This window comes from Streptomyces sp. NBC_01351, assembly GCF_036237315.1.
Lineage (GTDB): Bacteria > Actinomycetota > Actinomycetes > Streptomycetales > Streptomycetaceae > Streptomyces.
This window is the reverse complement of the sequence record NZ_CP108357.1, coordinates 14,927-33,194: the sequence shown is the minus strand read 5'-3', so window position 1 is coordinate 33,194 and position 18,268 is coordinate 14,927. Positions and strand designations below refer to the sequence as shown.

Genomic DNA, 18,268 nt, shown 5'->3' with positions numbered 1-18,268 from the left:
TGCAGCCACGTGCACCGCCCTTGCGGGCTGTGGCCCCCAGGCAGCCCACACTGCGCCGAACGTCTCCGCGACGAGCACGGCGCCGCAGATACAGGCGAGCTCGTCGAACCTGGAACAGAAGGAGGTAGAACTGATCGCTCAGGCTAAGGGGATGGGGGAAATCCCCACGAGCGCAGGCATCAGCCGGATCGATCTGCCTGGAGTCACCGCCTTCCTCTGGGAGTCGCTACAAGGACATGTCTGCCTCTGGGAATCGGCGCTATCTGGCGGCATGCAGACGATCAAATGCTCGACCACTGATGCCGCACGACCGAAGAATGACTCGAAGGTCGTCGCGCTCCATGGCCCTGGGGCACTGAACGCGGGAGCCCGAGTCGTCCTGTTGGGAGACACTGGCGAGAAGGTGGTCTCCGCCGCATACAAGAGCCGGGAGCTAAACTGGGAGTTCGTCAGAACACTTTCTCCCGCGACCAGCGGACGGGACGTGTACTACATAACACTGGATGAGTTCCCCCTCGACGGCTGGCTCGACCTGACCGTCCAGGCAGGCGACCTGCGGAAGGCAGATCGGGTCTCGCTCGCCTGGTAGCTAAGACGGCGTGAGGGTGGAGGGGCGCTCATCAGGCGCCCCGCTATCGACGCCGCCACCCTCCAGACCCCACGTCCCACGTCGTGGTGACCACGGCGTGGGACGTGAACCAGTTGCTGGCGGAGGCCACTGACCCATGGCTTCGCAATCTTCCGCAAGGCCCGCCCCGTGTGGCTGGAGTACCCGCCCCGCGTGAGCCGGACGGCAGTCTTCGACCACACCACCCTGGTCGCCCTGTACCAGGCGGACCCGTTCTTCACCAGCCTCTACATCGAACCCTCGCGGGGCACCGGTCGCGTCCTGATCCCGGCTCTGTCTGTACTCGCCGCCGAACGGGCGACCCCCGGCGCGGGCGCTCACCCAGCGCCTCGTCCTCGTCATCGGAGCCGGCCTTCTCTACGTGACGATCGCGCACCCCTCGCTCGCCATGCCGCTGACCGTCGCGGCCGCAGGCGTCACAATCGTCTTCACCATCGCCGGTGTCATCGCCGCGTTCGTCGCGGCTTCCAGGCGGTAACCCGCTACCGCAGGCGAGATCTCTCCAGGGGGAGTCACCCAGATTTGGGTGACTCCCCCTGCTGTGCCCGGCCCACCGGTACTCGTGGGAGTGATTCCGTCCCGCCAGTGGGCGCAGTGCACAGCGGGCAGGGAGCTGCGCTGAGAGCAACAACCCGAAGCTGTGTGCCGACCAGCACCTTCCGGCGGGCTCCGCTCCGGCGATGCCGAACCGGAAGTCGTGGTTGGCGCGCTGCCAACGACGGCGCGCGTTCAGCGCGGTAACGGGTATCGGTAGGAGAGGCGGAGTGGACACCATGTCTGTGTCGGTTCTTGGTCGGGGACGACGGTGGGGCCAGGCCTGGGGACGGTGGCGTCCGCAGGCGGTCCTCCGCACTGGCGTGCTGGCCGCTGTCAGCCTGGCGTTCGTCGTGTCCCCGCCCGGCGCCGCTCTGGCGGCATCCGGTGATCTAGACCCAGGCTTCGGTATGGGCGGCAAGGTGACCACCGATTTCGGCGGCTTCGATCTGGCTAACGCCGTGGCAGTTCAGGCTGATGGCAAGCTCGTGGTAGCCGGCCACCGCGGCCTGGACGAGACCACCGACTTTGCACTGGCCCGCTACAACCACGACGGCAGCCCCGATGCCACCTTCGACGGCGACGGCAAGGTGACCACCGACTTCAGCGGTGGTGGTGACAACGCCATCTCGGTGGCGGTACAGGCCGACGGAAAGATCATCACGGCTGGCTTCTCATTCACCAACAACCTCGCCGACGACACTCAGCTGGCCCGCTACAACGCCGACGGCAGCCTGGACACCTCCTTCGGCACCGGAGGCAAGGTCACCACCGACCTCGGTGGCCACGACGGGGCACACAAAGTGCTGGTGCAAGACGACGGGAAGATCCTCACGATCGGCTTCGGCGACGAGGGGAGCGATGCCGAGTTCATGCTGGCCCGCTTCGAAACGGACGGCCGTCTGGATACCTCCTTCGACGGCGACGGCAAGGCCACCACCGCCTTCGGAGGCTTCGGTCTGGCTGACGGAGGGGCCTTGCAGGCCGACGGCAAGATCCTCGCCGCCGGCTACACCACCGCCGGCGTAGGCGGCAGCGACGATTTCGCGGTGGCCCGCTACAACCGCGACGGCAGCCCCGATGTCACCTTCGACGGCGACGGCAAGGCCACCACCGACTTCGGTTCCGACGAGCGGCCCAACGGCCTGGCGGTGCAGGCCGACGGGAAGATCGTTGTCGGGGGCTCCCGCTTCACGGACACGGCCGACGGCACCGACTTCGCGCTGGCCCGCTACACCACCGGCGGTGGCCTCGATGCCACCTTCGACGGCGACGGCAAGGTGACCACCGACTTCGGCGATGGCGATGGCGATGGAGCACAAGGAGGTGTAGCTGTGCAGGCCGACGGCAAGATCCTCGCCGCCGGCTTCACCAGAGCAGGGGGCTCCCTCGACTTCGCGCTCGTCCGCTACACCACCAACGGCGGCATGGACACTTCCTTCGGCACCGGCGGCAAGGCAGTGGCCGACTTCGGCACACGTGCCGCAGCCACCCAGATGGCGGTGCAGGACGACGGCAGGATCGTCGTCGTCGGCTACACCTTCGCGGCCGACGGCAGCGACTTCGCGCTCGCCCGCTTCCATGCCGCCCCGGCCGAGGTGGACCTGTCCGTCACGAAAGCCGGGCCCGCCACCATCAGCCTGGGCGACCAGGCTTCTTACACCCTGACCGTAACCAACACCAACGCCACCGTCAGGGCCACCGACGTCACGCTGTCCGACACCGTGACCGGCCCCGGCACGGTGGTCTCGGTGACACCCAGCCAGGGAAGCTGCACCACCACCGCCACCAGCGCCACCAGCGCCACCTGCACGCTCGGCTCCCTACCCCCCGGCGCCACCGCCACCGTGACCGTCGTCGTCGAACCCACGGCCGCGGGAACCCTGTCCGACACGGCCACGACCAGCTCCGCCGAAACCGACCCCGCGTCCGACAACAACACCGCGACGGCCAACACCACCGTGGACAACGCCCACGGCTGCACCATCCTCGACACCAGTACTTCCAACACCATCGCTGGCACAGGTGGCGACGACGTGATCTGCGGCCTCGGCGGCAACGACGTCATCAACGGGGGCAACGGCAACGACGTCATCTACAGCGGATCCGGAAACGACGCGATCGACAGCAGCAACGGCACCGACACCGTGGACGGCGGCCCCGGCAACGACACCCTCATCGGCGGCAACGGCAACGACACCCTGACCGGCGGCCCCGGCAATGACATGCTCATCGGCGGCAGCGGCAACGACACCCTCACCACCACCGACGGCGTCACCGGCAACGACACCGCGGACGGCGGCACCGGCATCGACACCTGCACCACCGACCAGGCCGACATCCGCATCAGCTGCCCGTAACCCCCGAAGATCGACGAGACGTGGATCGGGCCCGCCCCTTACCCCGGCGTGCCGGGGCGAGGGGCAGCCGCCCTTCATCATCGGCGCCGGTCTTCTCTATGTGACGATCGGGCACCCTGCCCTCGCCATGCCGTTGACCGTCGCTGCCGCGGGCCTCACGGTCGTCTTCACCATCGCCGGTGTCCTCGTCGCGGTCATCGCCTCCTCCAGGAGGTGGCCTCGGGCGCGCGCCGCGCCCCGTCGGGAGTCGCCCCGGGAGTACGTGCGATGGCCCGCGAACCGGGACCCTCTGGTTCGGGGGCCATCGCACGTACGGGGTCAGGGCTGGGTGTGGAGGTGATCCCGTCTGGCGTGGACCCGTCCGCGCCAGGCGGAGCGGACATGTTCTTCGAACGCAGGGGCGGCTTTCCTCAGCACGCGGCACCAGCACCCTCAAGGACCTCCGCACCCAGCTCACCTGCGCCGCACTTATCCCCGCCGTCCGAGTCTTCCTCGCCGCCACCGCCTGAACGCCCTAACCCGTGCACCACCGTTGGTGCGCGCCGAGAAGCTGTTGCCATGCTCTGCAGCAAACCGGGGAGCGTGGACAGGGTCAACGACGGCGACGCGCTACTGCGGTGACACAGCGAGCGCACGTGCCGACTACCTCATAACGACAGACCCCGAGCCGCGCCATGACCACCAAGCCGTTTCGAACCGTCAGGGCCCCCCGAGGAAGGCGGAGCCGTGCGGTCCGCGCGGGGTGAGTACGGTCTGTTCATGCAGAACTTCGGTCTGGAGCAGCGGGGGCATGTCCTTCTCATAGCGGGGAGTGCCGCGGTGCGTCGCCGTACCGTTCAGGTCGCACCGAGTGCCAACCTGGCCGCACTTGGGGTGGTGCCGGCGTCGCTGCTGTTGCGGAGCGACGTTCCGTGCGACACGACGTATCTCGACGGGGTCCGGGATCCGAACTTGGTGCTGACACGCCTGCGTGCAGCTGCGGCTACAGCGGGCCCGCTGCTGGTCTATCTTTCGGGCCGTCTTACCGTCGACCGTCGCAGCAGCCGGCTGCACCTCGCTCTGGCCGGGACGACGGCCGCTTCGGTCCGCTACACGGCACTGCCCTGGGAGTGGCTGGGCAAGGAGCTGAAGGCCCGTCCGGCAGGGTTGACGACCGTGCTGCTCGATCTGGTCGCGGACAAGGCGGCATGGCCCGTTCTGCAGGAGCATGGACGCCTGCCCGCATCTTCGTCCGTCGAGGTGTACGGGGTGGTGTCCCCGCCCGGCTTTGCCGCAGGCGGGGACACCGTGAGCAGCTACACGCGACACTGGATCGACCAGCTACGCAACAGCCACTCCCGCCCCGCCAACCTGCACTTGCACGCTCTCGCGGCAGGAACCGCGGCCCTGGCGCCGGGCGCCCTCGTCCTGCCGACAGCACGGGAACTCGGCGCGTCAGCCGCTCCGGGGCTGGCCTCGTCCTACGGCAATGGCCCGCGTTCCGGGGACGGCCATGCAGTTCCGCCGCATCTGCAGAGCCCAGGTCCCGCGCCAGCCGAGCCTTCGATGGAGCATTCGTATGCTCGGGGCTTCGGCTTCGCACCCCGGCCAGGCGGCGCGGTTGATGGTCAGCACGGCCAGGTCCTGCCGGGCCAGACTGTCCCTGCCGGGGCCGTGCACTCGTCCGTGGCTCAGCACGTGGCGGTCCCTCAGCAGCTGGCAGTAGCCGGTGATTCGGCCCGGGACCCGCGGCCGCACATCCATGCCCTGGCCACTTCCGGCCGGCACACCGAGGCAGCCGCACTCGCCTCCGCGTGGGAAGAGTACGAGGTGCAGAGAGCGGGGTACGCCTCTGCGGAAGCGACCGGCTGGCTGGAGATCCGGGCAGACCTTGCCAGAATGGCGGGCAACTTCGGGCTCGCCACCCAGCTGTGGACCAGTGCCTGTCGGATCCGCCTCACCAGTCAGTCCCCCCACGCACCTGAAGTACGCGCGGCGGCCGCCGGCGCCCTCTACTGCTGGACCCAGCTGACGGATACCGACGCAGCCACCGAGACCGGGCCGGCCCTCGTCCGCCTCCTGCGCACGCTGCCGACCCTCGATCCCCGGCATCTGAAACTGGCCCAGCGACGCCTGGAGCTCCTCCAACAAGTGCCGAGCCGACGTTGAGGGACGCGGAGCAGAGACGCCGGCCTGCACCGTAATCGGGCAGCCGAAGCCGAAGGTGGTCCGACAGCAGCCCCTCACGGCCGCCAACGGCACGCTGGCCCAAGAGCAGGCGCCGAAGGGGCCCAGACAGCGGCCCTCGAAGAAGAGGTTGGCCTCCGGACCGGATCTCAGGTTCGGGGGCCGGCCCCCAGCGCCCGACGGGCCGCCATGCCGCCCGCGGTACGCGGCAGGAGCGGCTCAGTGTCCTCAGCGGCCCGCTCCGCAGCGGTACGGCCCCGCACCGTACGCGGCTCCTGGTCCTCGACAACGGGATCCGGTCCGTGCCCGAGCGGGCGGCGCATGGTGCTCATCGCTGCAGTTTCGCAGGGGGTCTGATGACCCGTCCGAGCAGGGCAGCTACATCGGACTCGGGTCAGGGGTCGCGTAGGTGATGCCGACGTCTCCGGCGGAGGTCGCGGCGAGCGCCACGACCTTCCAGATCGCGGCGGGAACGCCAGCCCTGGGACCGTTGCACGCCTCGTTAAGCAGATCAACAGTCAACCCCACGGGCTTTCCGTCCGACCCCTTGGCCGAGAACTTGACCTGTTCCACTGTCCACGGTTCCTCGTGGACAGCAACGAACTCCACCGAAGCGTGGTACGCCTCGAAGTCCTTGCCGTTCTGGGTGAGGGTGAGGGTGCCCTGCTGAAGGTGGATGCCGACGTCAACCTCTCGTCCTGCACGATGACGGGTTCGCCGTTGGCGCTCAGGTCCACGGTGCTGACTGCCCATCGAGAGAGGGCGTCCAGCAACCGATCCTCATGCCCACTCGGCAAGAAGCCAGCTCTCGGCCTGGCTCACCGACTCGCACAACATCACGCGTCGATACTCACCGCGCCTCGGCGTTCCACCGTATTCGTTTGCCGCGCTCCGGGCCAGGAGTCCCCAAGTCGACTCGCCCTTCGGCGTGTATCGCGACATCTGGGTGTATTTCACTGCGCCTAGACGCGCGCCCGATTCACGGTCGAAGACGTTCGCCTCCCCGTTGCCTCGCTCGGTGGCAGGCCAGTCGAAGCGCAATCGGGCCGTCGTCAGGATCCGGTCCTTTGGGTTCAGCAACATGGAGGAAGCTTAGTCCGCCGCTTCCCATCACCGGCGGGGAATGGGCGCGTGATGCTCACCGCCAACGTTACGCAGGCCGGCTGACGGCTTCCAGCAGCCGCCGGTGCAGGCCGGAGAGCTTCACGCCGCCGCGGACCCGGCCGAGGTCAGTTCGGGGAAGGCGTTCTCCCAGACCGTCCGTACGTGCCGGCTGACCAACGTGCGCAGGACGGGCCACTGAGCGAGGAGGAGGTCGCGGTTGAGCAGCCGCACCAGGTCCTCGTGCTGTCCCTCGGCCAGGACCGTGCGGTACATACCCATGCGCAGGCGCGGCCGGTCGAGGTCGTAGGCGCGCAGCCCGGACCAGGCGACGTGGAGCGGCAGCTCGACCGTGCCGTGCCCGGGCCCCGCGAGGTCGCCGAGGGAGGCGGGGAGCCTGCCCGCGTACCGGGCACTCAGCACCTCGGCCGCCGAGGAGCCGGGATCGGTGGGGGAGAGCATGACCATGAATCCGAATATTCCGTGTCCCGCCCATCCCTGACACCGCAGACGCGCCACACCGCACCGGTGGCTACACGGGGTGTCGTGCCGGTTGCGGAGGCGGGCTACGCCGTTAGATGCCGTCGGCGTACGCGGGCGGGTCGGCGGGGGCCCGGACCGGGCCGTTCGGGCGTCCTGGCTGCCGGGCCGCTGGCTGGGGTGGCGGAAAGGGCCTTCCTGCAAGCACGGAGGTGCGGGTTTGGGCGGCGGGGCGGTCAGCGGCAAGCTCAAGCGGCCGCAAGGAGCTCGCAGCCCGTCTCGCGGGGGAGATCCGCAAGCGCTGGCAGCCCCAGATCCGCGCCAAGGCCAAGCAGGCGGCCGCCACCAGTGGCGGACTCGTCATCGAAACCCGCGCCCGGTTCGGGTACACCGCCGCCGCCGGCACCACCGACGACGGGCGAATGCGCCACCTGACCCAGGGCCTGCCCCCGGCCTACGCGGCGCGCCTCTTCGAAGCCCAGGAGCAGGGCGCCACCGAGCAGCAGCTCCTGGACATCGTCGCCGAGGGATTCCAGGAGATCTACTTCAAGGACCGCGGCCGCCGCGCCACCGGCCTCCTGGTCGAGTTCACGGACGTCGACCACATCGACGTCCAGCTCTAGCTGTGGTGTCTCAGGAGATTGGTGCCACGGGGCCGCGATCGGCGAAGTTGTGGCCCTCTTCAGGAAGGACGATGAAGACCCCGGATCCAGGAGCGTCCTCCACCGATGCTCTACGGATGCGAGCTGTCCACTCAGGGGTGGGCCACCGTGTGTCGCCGTCCCAACGGATCCCTGCGAGGTTGGCCTTAGAAGGATCCACCGCGGTTAGGTCTGCGCCAACGAAGTTGCTTGCCGCATCGGTCAGGTTGTCATGAGCTTCGGTGAGGTAGCGGCCGAGGGTGGGGTCTAGGGCGAGCGCCAGGATGAGGTAGCGGTCGCGGCCAGGGTTGAGGATGCGGGAGAGACGACCGTGGGGGGAGCGGGCGCTTTCGATTTTGCGGGCAAGGTCGCGAATGAAGTCGAGGGCCCGGTCGCGGTCGAGGCCTCGGGCGATCTCAAGGCCGCGTCCGATCTCTAGGACGATGTTGCTGGCGCGTTCGCGGTTGAGGGCGAGAGCACCTTCGCGGTTGAGGGCACGGCTGCGGTATAGAGCGCGGTCGAGGGCGCCAGCGAGGTCGTGGGCGCGGTCGAAGGCGCGGACGAGGTCACGGGCGAGGGCGGGGACATGTTCGAGGTCGCGGGCGGCCTCGAGGTCATGGGCATGCTCGCGGGCGCGGGCGAGTTCGAGATTGAGGTTGGGGACGAGTCCAACGGGGGGGATGTGGTCGCGGGCCAAGTCGGGGTCGCGGGCGTGGTGTAGGGCGCGGTCGAGGGCGAGGCCGAGGTCCCGGGCGCGGTAGCGGTACAGGGCGTTGGCGGGGGTGCGGTCGAGGGTTGCGACGGTGGTCTCCAGGAAATCTGAGACTCCCAGAAGTCCGCCGCGATTCCGGAGACGCTCCCGTGGAGGCGCGGACTTCCATTGGGCCGTCGCGTTGACCAGTCTCTGTACCGGCAAGTCGTCCTGGGCCGGGTCGACCTGGGGAGTCTCACGAGGGCGAGGAAAGTCCTGAGCCGGAGGAGACGTAGTAGGGCTGTCCGGCGCATGCAGTCGTCCGGAGGTCTTCAAGGGCGGCCGGAAGCCAGGAGAACGACGGGAAATCACGGCCAGGACGCGGCCCACGAAGGACTCGGCAGCAATTGTCACGCCGCACCTCCTCCGCCCGCCGGATCCTGCTGTGCGGCAACGCCTGTGCCCGGTTGTGGACTCCCTGCCGGAGGACTACCGGTTTGGGGTCCTGGCACAGCACCATTCGACTGCCCAGGGTCAGGCTGCCCGCTTTGCTGGAGAGCCTGCGCTTGTTGCTGTGCCACGTCCACTACGCCGCCTAGAGCAGCCCGACCCGCGTTCTTCACCATCAGCGGCACCAGTGTGGTGACCTGCTGGACAGCAGATAGCGCGCCCAGCCCGATGAGAAAGGCAACCAGTGGATTGGTGCTCTGCGGATAGGTGGCTGCCACAACTCCGGTCAGGGCTCCGCTCACGAGCAGCCGCAGTACCCCGGCAACCCAATACGCCTTCCAGCCGGGTGCGGGCAGGTGCTCCTCCTGGGGCCGCACGTTAGCTCTGCGCTGGGGTGGATCGATGGTGTCTGATTGGACGTTCCAGGGCATCTGACGGTGCCACTTGATGGCCTTGATGACGTCGATGGCCTCCAGGGAGGCGCCTCCGACCGCTCCCACCACCGCCGCCGTGAACCAATCCATGGTGCGAGGCTAGAGGGAATCATGCGGCAGCGAAGTAGTCCTGCGTAAACAACGTGCTGAGAGACCACATCCAGCAACGGGGAGCACCCTGGCATCGTCAGGTCGCCCAGCCGGCCCCGGACCGCCGACGCGGTTCGGGGCCGGCGGTGGTCAGTCGCGGTCGGCCATGATGATGCGGAGGACGTCGTCGGCGAGCTGCTGCGGGTGGTGTACTCCTCCTCGCCGTTGGCGAGGAGCGTGACGTCATTCCTCGCGCTCGGTGAAAATCTGGAACAGGAGCTTGGCGCCCTTCTTGTCCAGGTTGAGATACCCGAACTTGTCCAGGCTACTGGCGACAACTCACCCGTTACGCTCGACGCAGCCATGGCCTACGCCGAATCAGGCTCCGTAGCGACGGCGGCAACGGGTAGGACCGAACCGAGGCGCTGGTGGCAACGGTGGCGCTAGCGTGTCACCAGGACATGGAGGACCTTATGAGCGCACAGCCCGAGGAAGCCCCCACCCCGCCGGCCCCGGCCGCCGCCGCCCAGCTGCTCGCCCAGCTGCGAGCCGACCGCCGCGCCGACACCTGGGTGCCAGCCTTCGAGCGGGACTGGGCCAAGGCCCTGGAGGACTCCCGCCACACCTACAGCCTCACCCCGCTGCACGACGTCGTACGCGCCTGGCAGCTGCGCGTCGCCGCGGCCCCGGCCGTCGACCTGTACATGGACTCCGGCCGTGACGAGACCGGCTTCGTGGACCTGGACGACATCCTCGGCGCCCGCCGGTGACCAGTGAGCCGTGGGCGGTGCGCCTTTCCCCGCAGGCCGCGAAGGTACTCACCGAGCTACCCGAGCACGCGAAGGAGACGGTCCGCGACGTCCTGGACATCGCGGTGCGCTCCCCCTGGGGCTGGCCCCAGTGGAACATCGGCGACCCTGAAGGCGAAGACGTCCGCTCCGCGTCCGTCGGGCAGCTCTCCGTCGTCTATGTGGTCAACCGGCTCACCCGGCACCTGTCCATCCTGGACATCGTCTGGCTCGGGTAGCCACCTTGTGACAACGCCCCGACCCCGGCATTGCAGTTGCCGGCGTCGGGTTCCGCATCGTAGCCACCGGTAGCCATCCGCCGGACAGCCCGCACGTCAGCTGAGTTCGGCGGCCATGGAGTCGAAGGTCTCCCGCATCATCCGGTCGATGGCTCCGGGCCGTCCGACCAGGGAATCGAAGAGATCGGCGAGCAGCCACAACACGAAGCCGTGCACCAGAACCTCCTCCGGCGGAATCTGTCCGAACTGGTCGCGCCACGCCACGGTGTCCATGCCCATCGCAGCGGCCACGAGAACGCCGGTGACCATCGGCACCTGAGCCGGGTCGGCCATCTCGAAGGTGGGAAGCCTGCGGATCACAGCGGGGATCAGATCGCTGAGCGGATCAAGCCGATCCTCGCCACCGGATTGTTCGGCGATCAGGTATCCGGTCAGCACGCCACCAGGAATACCGTGCCCCGGGACACCTCCTCACGCCCGTACGCCTCCACCGCGGCCGTAACCCGCTGCTGCGCGCCTGGCGCTCTTTGGCGGAAGTCCGTTTCTCCAGGACCCGGTATGAGTCCCACGCCGCACGGATCGCCTCATCCACGACTACTCCGTCACTGGTCATGGAGCGACCGTAGGCGAGACAACGCGCCAGCCGGGATCCCCTTGAGGAAACCGCCAGCCTCGCAGCTGCCGTGCCATTGGCCTACGTCGGTCCTCCGGCCGCCGCACCGAGCCGGGGCAAACCACATTCCTGGCACGTAGCTCACGACGAGCCGCAGGGGCGTTCGGCGCCGAGCTGGACCTCGCGCCGGCATTCACGGCAGTCCGGCAGGCCGCTCACGATGTGGCCCTCCTCTTTGGCCCAGCTGAAGCTGCACAGCGCCCGGAGGAGGCCGCCTCGGGTATCGGTGTCACTGGTGGCGTGCGAGCCGTAGCCCGGAACGTTCCGCGTGTCCGGCGTCTCGCCGTCGTAGGGAGAGCCTCCGGCCAGTCGTAGAGCCTCGATGAGCCCACGGTGCGCGCCGTGGTCCGTCAGGGCGTCCGCGACGTTCGTACCGCTCCGCCTGCACCGCACGCCGAGCCGCCAGCGGACCCGGTCGTCGCCGCGATGCGTGCTGGGGACGAGGACCTCGTCCCCAGCACGTACGCGATCGGGGAGCTGATGCTCGAAGTCGCCCCGGCCTACCTCTCCGAAACAGAGGCAACGGACGTCCTCGCGCTGCTGTGCGATCAGATCGGCGAGAATCTCGAGCACGGTCTGGCCGCCCGCCGCTACGCGATGTCCGGCGCCCGCCGTGGCCTGCACGGCACCGTCCTGTGACCGGGGCTGCCCGACTGCTGCTCGGTGGGTTGCGGGTGGCTGGTGGCCGTCGTCGCGGTGGTGCTGCTCGTGGTCCAGGTGGTCGTCGGTGGCAGCAGGTTGGTTCGTGGGTGCAGCGCAGCATTTGCATGGGCCAGGCGGCACACGGGTGCTGCTCGAATAGCAGGCCCGCCCCGGCCGTGCAGCAGCCACGGCGCTGCGGCTTGCTGCTCGGGCCCGTGCTGCTTCCAGCCGGCGCCTGCTGCTCCGCGACTGCCAGCAGGGCCGTGGGCCAGTCCCAGCCGCTGCATGGCATTGCAGCTCTGTGATGTTCCGCGCGAGATCTATGCACAGCTGCTGCGTGGATCGGCCACGGCCCGAACGGCCACGGGTTGTTCTGTAGGAGCAGAACAACCCGGTTCACCTGGTGCTACCGCCCGCCTCTCGCAGTCCGGCGCGGACTGCGGGGTGGGACGAATTGCGGCGGCCAGCGGGAGGCGAGGTGCAGTCGTCTCCTGAGTTTCTGGTGAATTGGCGGCTGGGGGGAGGGGCCGGGGCATCTCAATGGCCGTTGACAGGTGCAGCATTCGCACGACTCAGGCGGTGCTCGTGCCTAGCACGCAGTTGTCTCACTCCTCGCACTCGGCCAGGCCTCGCCTGAGTCTCTCGATCTACCCCGCGTGGCTTCAGTCCCTCTCTGCCGTTCACCATCAAAACCGCAGGTCAGGGCATTCCTGCTAGCTGGGGCAAGGGGACTGAAGGGACTGAAGGGACTGAATTTCCCAGTTCCCTTCATCATGTGTGCGTGCGTATGCACCCGCACGTAGACATGGAGAGATTCTCTGGACTGCTCATAACTGGGGTTCTTGAGTCCCTTCAGTCCCTCCAGGACGTGGGCATGGCCTCTGAGCAGGTGTTTCGTCGAGGGACTGGACAGGGACTGATTCATGTTGCGTCCCTTGGGCACAACGCCCGTGCCGGGGCGCTGGTCTGGCGGCGACGCGACACGCCCGGGAGCGAAACCCTGCCGATCAAGAGTCTGAACCCCGGGTGCCTTGGGCGACACGCGCGGACAAGGGACTGAAGGGACTGGGGAACTGATACAACGGCAGCGCTGCCGCCCAACGCTACGGTAGGCTCTGGATCTCATTTGAAAACTCGGTCCCTTCAGTCCCTACCTGAAGCATCCTAGCCCTCTGACCAGGGCTTTTGTCTCAGGGACTCAATCAACTGATGGGTCCCTCGACAAGGACGATCGTGTGCCGCGCCAGGGTGAGAGCAGTACGTCAACGCCATCAGGGAGCGCGGGCCCCCTCGATGTCGCGATGTGGTGCGCGGCACGAGGCTGGCCCGTCCACCCTCTGGCTCCCGGCTTCAAGACACCCGCCGGCAACTGCCCTGCCTGCAGGGAACACCTCCATGCCCCGCAGACATGCACCTGTGTTGCCGAAGGCAAGTGGTGCCACGGGTTTCACGCTGCCACCACCGACACCGCCAGGCTGAACGCCTGGTGGGGTGCTCAGCCGACGATGGGGGTCGGTGTCTCCTGCGGGCCTGCGGGCCTGGTGGTTCTCGATGTCGACGCCCACAGAGCTGAAGTACCGGACCGTGACCGGCTTCTGCCGGGGATCTCGATCCATCCGGACGTCAATCTGGCTGGGCTGGCTTCAGGATTCGACACCCTCGCCCTGCTCGCGGCCTACCGTGGCCGATCCAATCCTGCGGAGGACGAGGCAACCTTGAGGGTCAGGACCCCCTCCGGTGGGCTGCACGTCTGGTACCGGATTGCTGAGTCCGCAGTGCGCTACCGATCTTCGACCGGCTCAAGCCCGAAGGTAGCGCTCGCGTGGCAGGTCGACGTACGCGCGACCGGTGGATACATCGTGGCCCCGGCGACCCGAGTTCGGGCCGGGGCCTATGTTCCCGTCGGGGCAGCGCGACTTCCCGCGCCCTTGCCTGATTGGCTGGCCGCCGAGCTGGAACGTACCGGGCACGTGGTCACCGACGGCCCCTTTCGCCCTGCCGTGCCGCCGTCGCGCAGGTCCGCACGGCCCGACGCCCCAGCTGCGCACCGCTTGCTGGACCCCTTGCTGGCCGAAGTTCAGGACTGCGCTGCCATCCCGCACGGGGCGAGTTTCACCGAGAAACTCAACCGGGCCGCCTACACCGCGGGCGGCCTGGTGGGAGCGGGCCATCTCACAGACTCCCAGGCCCGAGAGCTCCTGGCGGCGGCTGCGGACATAGCCCGCCCGTACCAGAGCCATCGCAGCCTCGCCGTCATCAACTCTGCCCTGTCCGCCGGTATCAGCCGGCCGCTTCACTTCAAAGGACGCCCATGAGCAGCGCAGATGGCCCGCGCTTCGACGCCACTGCCGCCGCCCGGCAGATGCTTGACCTCCAGGACATGTCGGCGAACCTACCCGGTCAGCAGAACACCGCCACCGTGCGTGAGGCGGTCCGGCCGACTGGACAGCTTCCCACCCTGCTGACCGACCGAGGCAACGCCAAGTTGTTCGCGGTCATGTACGGGGACCAGTTCCGCCATGTAGAGGGCCTGGGCTGGTACCACTGGAACCAGTACCGGTGGAAACGTACCGGGGGAGAGAAGTCCGCCGTCTGGGCGGCGGGGGACATGGCCGAGCAGATGCCCTCCACTGACCCCACTGGCCTGTTCAGCGACCGAGACTTGCTCCTGCACCGGCGCAGGTCCATGTCGACCCCGGGCATCAAGGCGATGCTGACCCAGGCGAAGGCCTCGCCCGCGCTCGCCCTCGACCCGGACGTCCTGGACGGCGACCCGTATGCCTTGTGCACCCCGGCAGGTGTCGTCGACCTGCACACCGGCCAGCTACGCAAGCCGGACCCCGAGTGCGACATGCATTCGCGGGCCACCAGCGTCGGCCCCGAGGCAATGCCGACCCCGCGCTGGCACCGGTTCTTGCACGACACCTTCGGCGACGACGCCAAGGGACTGGAGACTATCCAGTTCCTCCACCTGCTCCTCGGGTACTCCATCACCGGAGACGTCGGTGCGCAGGTCCTTCCTTTTCTCTACGGCACCGGCGCCAACGGGAAGTCCGTGCTCCTGGACGTCATGACGCAGATCCTCGGTGACTACGCGCAGGCGGCCCCACCCGGCTTCCTGATGGAGAAGGGGAAGTTCTCCGAGCACTCCACCGAGCTCACCGAGCTCCACGGCCGGCGCATCGTGGTGTGCAGCGAGCTCAAGCCGAACGACAAGTTCGACGAGTCCCGCGTCAAGTTGTTGACGGGTGGGGACCGCATCATGGCGCGCCGGATGCGTCAGGACTTCTTCTCCTTCACCCCGACGCACAAGCTGTGGCTGCTCGGCAACCACCGCCCCGAGGTCGGCACTGGCGGACACGCCTTCTGGCGCCGCATCCGCCTGATCCCCTTCGAACGCGTCGTCCCCGCGGCGCGGAAGATCGACAACCTTGCCAAGGAGCTCGTCGACAGTGAGGGCCCCGGCATCCTGCACTGGCTGATCGAAGGCGCCCAGCGCTACCTCGCCACGCGCGACCCGCTGACAGGCCCTGCCTCCGTGCGTACGGCCACCCAGGCATACGCCACGACCGAGGACCACATCGGCCGATTCCTCACGGAGTGCTGCACCACCGGCGCCCCCGCCGGCCGCGCCAGTGACAGGAATTCGGGTGATCTCAAGGTTGAGCAAGGTCTGCTCTACGCCGCGTACAGCAACTGGTGCAGTGCGGGTGAAGGCATCCGTCCCGCCACTGCCCGGGCGTTCGCCACACGGGTGCGGCAGGAACTCTCACTCGCCTCACCGGCGGACATGATGAAGTCCAGCGGTAAGAAGTACTATCCCGGACTTGGCCTTCTCGGCGAGGACGAACCCGAACCTGAGGCCGAGCATGTCTAGACCACGCGCACTACGCGCGTGCACCACACCTCACTACGATGGGCACCGTGCCCCCGCACGGGACCACTGGAACACCGGCCCGTGCCTGGCCGTCGACAACGAAAAGGGGCTGCAGCCATGAGCTCGCTGCTGAACGAGAGCGACCTCCTCCACGAAAGCTCCGTGGTGTGGCTGGAGAACCCCGACCGTCTCGACTACGTACGGCAGGCACTCGACAAGACCGCCCGACGCCGCGGCAAGCCCCGATACGCCCGGGACGGCCGAATGGTCGGGTACAGCGAGCTCGACGAACACGCCGAAGCCGACCCCGACAGCGGCCTACAACTACGCCGTGTGTTCTTTCTCCTGCCGCACGACCGCGACACCGAACCTGACGGGCTCTATCACGAAGGCGCCCCAGGCGAAGCCGTCGATCCACGCACCATCGAGCCACGTCGGGTGGGAGAGAAGACTCCCCGCTCACAAGGCGGCACTGACGCGGCGATAGCTGCCACCGGCATCAGGGCGACGTAGCGCCGAAGGCGAATGCGCGGCCCTGTCGATCTGGTCCCGCCGCCGGTATTCGCTCGCGCCCGCGCGCCGAGGTGGACGACCCGACGATCTTCGACGGGGCCAAGCTGCGGTTGCAGATCAAGCAGTCCCGCCAGGGCACGGACCCCGTGGTGATCGAGCGCGATTTCACCGCGATTGAGGGGCGGCTGGAGGACAGTACGCCGAACGCCAACTACAACGGCCGCTACCGCACGCCGACGATCAGCCACCGGGCGGGCCCCCGCGCCCTGGCCGACTCGGTTCTGTTCCTGGACTGGCACGGTGACGGCCGCGGCTACGGACGCCACGACTACACCGGCTCCCCCGTCGTCTGACCAGCACGCGGTGCGGGCCGCCACCCTTGCCGGGTGGCGGCCCGCACTGCTGCGCTCACTGCTCGCCGGGGTCGGGGCTCCAGACGGCAGGCCCGCCGCCGCGCCACTCGATGAGCAGCGGATCGTCCAGGCGGACGACGTCGGGGTCCAGGCCGGCCCGCCGCAGGAATTCGAGGAGGTCGGCGGGGCCGAGGGCACGGCCGAGAATCTCCCCGTCGCAGCGGACGCGGCGCCCGCCCTCGGCGTCCGGCGGGTAGACGACCACGCGCAGCTCGGGACTCATTCCCCCACCCTGCCGGTGCCCGGTCATTCCAGCACTCCGAGGGCGGTGTCAGGGCGGCAGTGGATGCACGCGGGAATGCCCTGGGTCAGGAGCTGCCGTATCTGCTCGGGGCTGGCGGGGATGCAGCGTTTGCCGGTGTCCCAGCAGTGTCCGGCGTGCAGGCGGACCGGGGGCCGGCCGTTGCCGATCCCGCGCTCGATCAGCCACGCGGGCGGCTCCTTCGGCGGCAGCCTGCTGGTGGCGAGGGCCTCGCGTTCCTCGGCGGTGGCAAGGGCCTGCTCGGCGCGGCCGAGTTCGCCGCGCAGGTAGGTGACCAGGGTCCGCAGCCGGGGCAGATCGGGCGGCAGTACGGACACCGGTCAGCCGCCGTACTGGGCCTGCCGCAGGGCCTTACAGGCCGCGCAGAGGGGCGAGGCCCCCAACCCGTAACGGCAGGTGGCGGAGTGGCAGCGGGCGCAGGGGCCGGTCTGGCTGGGTGCCCATGTGACCGGGACGGTCTTGGGGCGGGGCGTGGTGGGTTGCTCGCTCATGCTGCGTTCCGTTCTGCCGGGGCCGGCGGGGGTCTCCCAATACGGGTGGGTGCACAGGTGCCCGGACAGGGCGATCAGCCGGCGCCGCAGGACGGTCGTTCCGGCCGTGGCCGGTCCCTCGGCGAGACCGGCGTAGGTGTCCAGCCACGCCCGTTCGAGGGCGAGCAGGTCCGGGGGGAAGCGGAACGGTGCTCTCACACCCCAATGGAAACACGTGTTCGATTTCTGGGGGAAGTCTGCCACGGGGGTTGCGCGGCTAAGGGAGTGGTGGTGTAGCGCGTACCCGAGATTCGGAGCATATGGGCTCTGACCTGGGGTTTCGTGACGGCTTGCGGGGCTAACCCCCAGCCGTCGCAAAGTTCGGTCACCGCCCGGGGCGTGCCCCGTTTTCTGGCGGTTCGTCCTGACTCCTTGTGGGGCTTTGCCATGTCCGAACCCGTTGTGACCCCGTCCTGCTCGTGCCCGCAGCCGGAGCCTGTCCGCCGTGTCTGGCCGGTGCGGTTACTCGTGGCCGCTGCCCTGGTCAGCCCGGCGCCCGTGACCCTGCTGGCGCACGTCGCGCCCCGGTGGGGCGACGCGGTGCAGAGCGGGTTCACTCCCGCGACGTGGCTGCTCGCGGTCGCCTTCGTTGAGTGGGGCCGGCTGCGGCGCTAGCGGCCGTCCCGGGCCGCCTCCGGCCCGGCGCTCTTGGGCCCGTCGCCGTTCGGGGACGGGCCCGCTTCATGTCCCCCGCCGGGGTGGCTGCTGCGGGCCTGGGCGCAGGTCTGAGGTCCGACACACGGGCTGATCGCATAA

22 protein-coding genes and 1 pseudogene are annotated in these 18,268 nt (G+C 68.6%); 12 read left to right on the top strand and 11 right to left on the bottom strand.

Translation table 11 applies throughout. The features are described from left to right. Positions 1 to 151: 151 nt before the first annotated feature. The 3 genes from OG625_RS39305 to OG625_RS39295 all read left to right on the top strand — a co-directional run bounded on the left by OG625_RS39305 (position 152) and on the right by OG625_RS39295 (position 5,670). Complete coding sequence (locus tag OG625_RS39305) at positions 152 to 589, top strand: hypothetical protein (RefSeq protein ID WP_329391429.1); 438 nt, start codon at positions 152 to 154, stop codon at positions 587 to 589. Between the two features lie 995 nt (positions 590 to 1,584). Then, positions 1,585 to 3,522, top strand: coding sequence for a calcium-binding protein (locus OG625_RS39300; protein WP_329391427.1), 1,938 nt, complete (start codon positions 1,585 to 1,587; stop codon positions 3,520 to 3,522). Between the two features lie 954 nt (positions 3,523 to 4,476). Next, positions 4,477 to 5,670, top strand: coding sequence for a hypothetical protein (locus OG625_RS39295; protein WP_329391599.1), 1,194 nt, complete (start codon positions 4,477 to 4,479; stop codon positions 5,668 to 5,670). 167 nt (positions 5,671 to 5,837) lie between these two features. Here the strand turns inward: OG625_RS39295 and OG625_RS39290 are convergent, their stop codons facing one another. The 4 genes from OG625_RS39290 to OG625_RS39275 form a co-directional block, all read right to left on the bottom strand. Continuing rightward, entirely contained in the window at positions 5,838 to 6,020 is a 183-nt protein-coding gene (locus tag OG625_RS39290; RefSeq protein ID WP_329391425.1) for a hypothetical protein, read from the bottom strand. 46 nt (positions 6,021 to 6,066) lie between these two features. Then, the gene (locus OG625_RS39285) at positions 6,067 to 6,441 is read right to left on the bottom strand and encodes a hypothetical protein (RefSeq protein ID WP_329391423.1); all 375 of its coding nucleotides are present in this window, start codon (positions 6,439 to 6,441) and stop codon (positions 6,067 to 6,069) included. 27 nt (positions 6,442 to 6,468) lie between these two features. Then, positions 6,469 to 6,771: a hypothetical protein gene (locus OG625_RS39280; protein ID WP_329391421.1), complete on the bottom strand. Its 303-nt coding sequence runs from the start codon at positions 6,769 to 6,771 to the stop codon at positions 6,469 to 6,471. A 120-nt stretch (positions 6,772 to 6,891) separates the two neighbouring features. Further along, a complete protein-coding gene (locus OG625_RS39275; RefSeq protein ID WP_329391419.1) occupies positions 6,892 to 7,257 on the bottom strand; it encodes a hypothetical protein in 366 nt (121 codons plus the stop codon). Positions 7,258 to 7,526: 269 nt separating this feature from the next. Between OG625_RS39275 and tpg the strand changes: the two are divergent. Then, positions 7,527 to 7,892: pseudogene (gene tpg / locus OG625_RS39270) on the top strand (telomere-protecting terminal protein Tpg); the annotation flags it as partial. Positions 7,893 to 7,902: 10 nt separating this feature from the next. On the opposite strand, the gene OG625_RS39265 reads toward tpg, so the two are convergent. Further along, the gene (locus OG625_RS39265; protein WP_329391417.1) at positions 7,903 to 8,826 is read right to left on the bottom strand and encodes a hypothetical protein; all 924 of its coding nucleotides are present in this window, start codon (positions 8,824 to 8,826) and stop codon (positions 7,903 to 7,905) included. A gap of 185 nt (positions 8,827 to 9,011) precedes the next feature. Then, positions 9,012 to 9,575, bottom strand: coding sequence for a hypothetical protein (locus OG625_RS39260; RefSeq protein ID WP_329391415.1), 564 nt, complete (start codon positions 9,573 to 9,575; stop codon positions 9,012 to 9,014). Between the two features lie 473 nt (positions 9,576 to 10,048). Between OG625_RS39260 and OG625_RS39255 the strand changes: the two genes are divergently transcribed. Both OG625_RS39255 and OG625_RS39250 read left to right on the top strand, forming a co-directional pair. After that, complete coding sequence (locus tag OG625_RS39255; RefSeq protein WP_329391413.1) at positions 10,049 to 10,345, top strand: DUF6247 family protein; 297 nt, start codon at positions 10,049 to 10,051, stop codon at positions 10,343 to 10,345. Then, entirely contained in the window at positions 10,342 to 10,602 is a 261-nt protein-coding gene (locus tag OG625_RS39250; RefSeq protein ID WP_329391412.1) for a hypothetical protein, read from the top strand. The genes OG625_RS39255 and OG625_RS39250 overlap by 4 nt, the downstream gene beginning before the upstream one ends. A gap of 96 nt (positions 10,603 to 10,698) precedes the next feature. Here OG625_RS39250 and OG625_RS39245 read toward each other — a convergent pair whose 3' ends face one another. After that, positions 10,699 to 11,040, bottom strand: a complete 342-nt coding sequence (locus tag OG625_RS39245; protein ID WP_329391410.1) for a hypothetical protein — start codon at positions 11,038 to 11,040, stop codon at positions 10,699 to 10,701. A gap of 316 nt (positions 11,041 to 11,356) precedes the next feature. After that, a complete protein-coding gene (locus OG625_RS39240; protein ID WP_329391408.1) occupies positions 11,357 to 11,668 on the bottom strand; it encodes a hypothetical protein in 312 nt (103 codons plus the stop codon). A gap of 33 nt (positions 11,669 to 11,701) precedes the next feature. Between OG625_RS39240 and OG625_RS39235 the strand changes: the two genes are divergently transcribed. The 5 genes from OG625_RS39235 (at position 11,702) to OG625_RS39215 (ending at position 16,660) form a co-directional block, all read left to right on the top strand. After that, complete coding sequence (locus OG625_RS39235) at positions 11,702 to 11,914, top strand: hypothetical protein (RefSeq protein WP_329391406.1); 213 nt, start codon at positions 11,702 to 11,704, stop codon at positions 11,912 to 11,914. A 1,304-nt stretch (positions 11,915 to 13,218) separates the two neighbouring features. Then, entirely contained in the window at positions 13,219 to 14,232 is a 1,014-nt protein-coding gene (locus OG625_RS39230) for a bifunctional DNA primase/polymerase (RefSeq protein WP_329391404.1), read from the top strand. Next, complete coding sequence (locus OG625_RS39225) at positions 14,229 to 15,794, top strand: DNA primase family protein (RefSeq protein WP_329391402.1); 1,566 nt, start codon at positions 14,229 to 14,231, stop codon at positions 15,792 to 15,794. Before OG625_RS39230 ends, OG625_RS39225 begins: the two co-directional genes overlap by 4 nt. A gap of 117 nt (positions 15,795 to 15,911) precedes the next feature. Next, complete coding sequence (locus OG625_RS39220; protein WP_329391399.1) at positions 15,912 to 16,307, top strand: DUF6009 family protein; 396 nt, start codon at positions 15,912 to 15,914, stop codon at positions 16,305 to 16,307. 71 nt (positions 16,308 to 16,378) lie between these two features. Then, positions 16,379 to 16,660: a hypothetical protein gene (locus OG625_RS39215; RefSeq protein WP_329391397.1), complete on the top strand. Its 282-nt coding sequence runs from the start codon at positions 16,379 to 16,381 to the stop codon at positions 16,658 to 16,660. Between the two features lie 55 nt (positions 16,661 to 16,715). Here the strand turns inward: OG625_RS39215 and OG625_RS39210 are convergent, their stop codons facing one another. The 3 genes from OG625_RS39210 to OG625_RS39200 are packed head-to-tail and all read right to left on the bottom strand — an operon-like array spanning position 16,716 to position 17,671. After that, entirely contained in the window at positions 16,716 to 16,943 is a 228-nt protein-coding gene (locus tag OG625_RS39210; RefSeq protein WP_329391395.1) for a hypothetical protein, read from the bottom strand. Positions 16,944 to 16,966: 23 nt separating this feature from the next. Then, positions 16,967 to 17,299, bottom strand: coding sequence for a DUF6233 domain-containing protein (locus tag OG625_RS39205; RefSeq protein ID WP_329391393.1), 333 nt, complete (start codon positions 17,297 to 17,299; stop codon positions 16,967 to 16,969). Positions 17,300 to 17,302: 3 nt separating this feature from the next. Then, the gene (locus OG625_RS39200; RefSeq protein ID WP_329391390.1) at positions 17,303 to 17,671 is read right to left on the bottom strand and encodes a hypothetical protein; all 369 of its coding nucleotides are present in this window, start codon (positions 17,669 to 17,671) and stop codon (positions 17,303 to 17,305) included. Positions 17,672 to 17,980: 309 nt separating this feature from the next. On the opposite strand from OG625_RS39200, the gene OG625_RS39195 reads away from it, so the two are divergent. Further along, positions 17,981 to 18,127: a hypothetical protein gene (locus OG625_RS39195; protein WP_329391387.1), complete on the top strand. Its 147-nt coding sequence runs from the start codon at positions 17,981 to 17,983 to the stop codon at positions 18,125 to 18,127. The last annotated feature ends 141 nt before the right edge of the window (positions 18,128 to 18,268 follow it).

Excerpts from the sequence above, each read along its gene's own strand:
- OG625_RS39225 (WP_329391402.1), top strand. The coding sequence starts at position 14,229 with ATGAGCAGCGCAGATGGCCCGCGCTTCGACGCCACTGCCGCCGCCCGG.
- OG625_RS39230 (WP_329391404.1), top strand. The coding sequence starts at position 13,219 with ATGTGGTGCGCGGCACGAGGCTGGCCCGTCCACCCTCTGGCTCCCGGC.
- OG625_RS39255 (WP_329391413.1), top strand. The coding sequence starts at position 10,049 with ATGAGCGCACAGCCCGAGGAAGCCCCCACCCCGCCGGCCCCGGCCGCC.
- OG625_RS39220 (WP_329391399.1), top strand. The coding sequence starts at position 15,912 with ATGAGCTCGCTGCTGAACGAGAGCGACCTCCTCCACGAAAGCTCCGTG.
- OG625_RS39275 (WP_329391419.1), bottom strand. The coding sequence starts at position 7,257 with ATGGTCATGCTCTCCCCCACCGATCCCGGCTCCTCGGCGGCCGAGGTG.
- OG625_RS39305 (WP_329391429.1), top strand. The coding sequence starts at position 152 with ATGGGGGAAATCCCCACGAGCGCAGGCATCAGCCGGATCGATCTGCCT.
- OG625_RS39235 (WP_329391406.1), top strand. The coding sequence starts at position 11,702 with ATGCGTGCTGGGGACGAGGACCTCGTCCCCAGCACGTACGCGATCGGG.
- OG625_RS39290 (WP_329391425.1), bottom strand. The coding sequence starts at position 6,020 with ATGAGCACCATGCGCCGCCCGCTCGGGCACGGACCGGATCCCGTTGTC.
- OG625_RS39280 (WP_329391421.1), bottom strand. The coding sequence starts at position 6,771 with ATGTTGCTGAACCCAAAGGACCGGATCCTGACGACGGCCCGATTGCGC.
- OG625_RS39210 (WP_329391395.1), bottom strand. The coding sequence starts at position 16,943 with ATGAGTCCCGAGCTGCGCGTGGTCGTCTACCCGCCGGACGCCGAGGGC.
- OG625_RS39260 (WP_329391415.1), bottom strand. The coding sequence starts at position 9,575 with ATGGATTGGTTCACGGCGGCGGTGGTGGGAGCGGTCGGAGGCGCCTCC.
- OG625_RS39285 (WP_329391423.1), bottom strand. The coding sequence starts at position 6,441 with ATGGGCAGTCAGCACCGTGGACCTGAGCGCCAACGGCGAACCCGTCAT.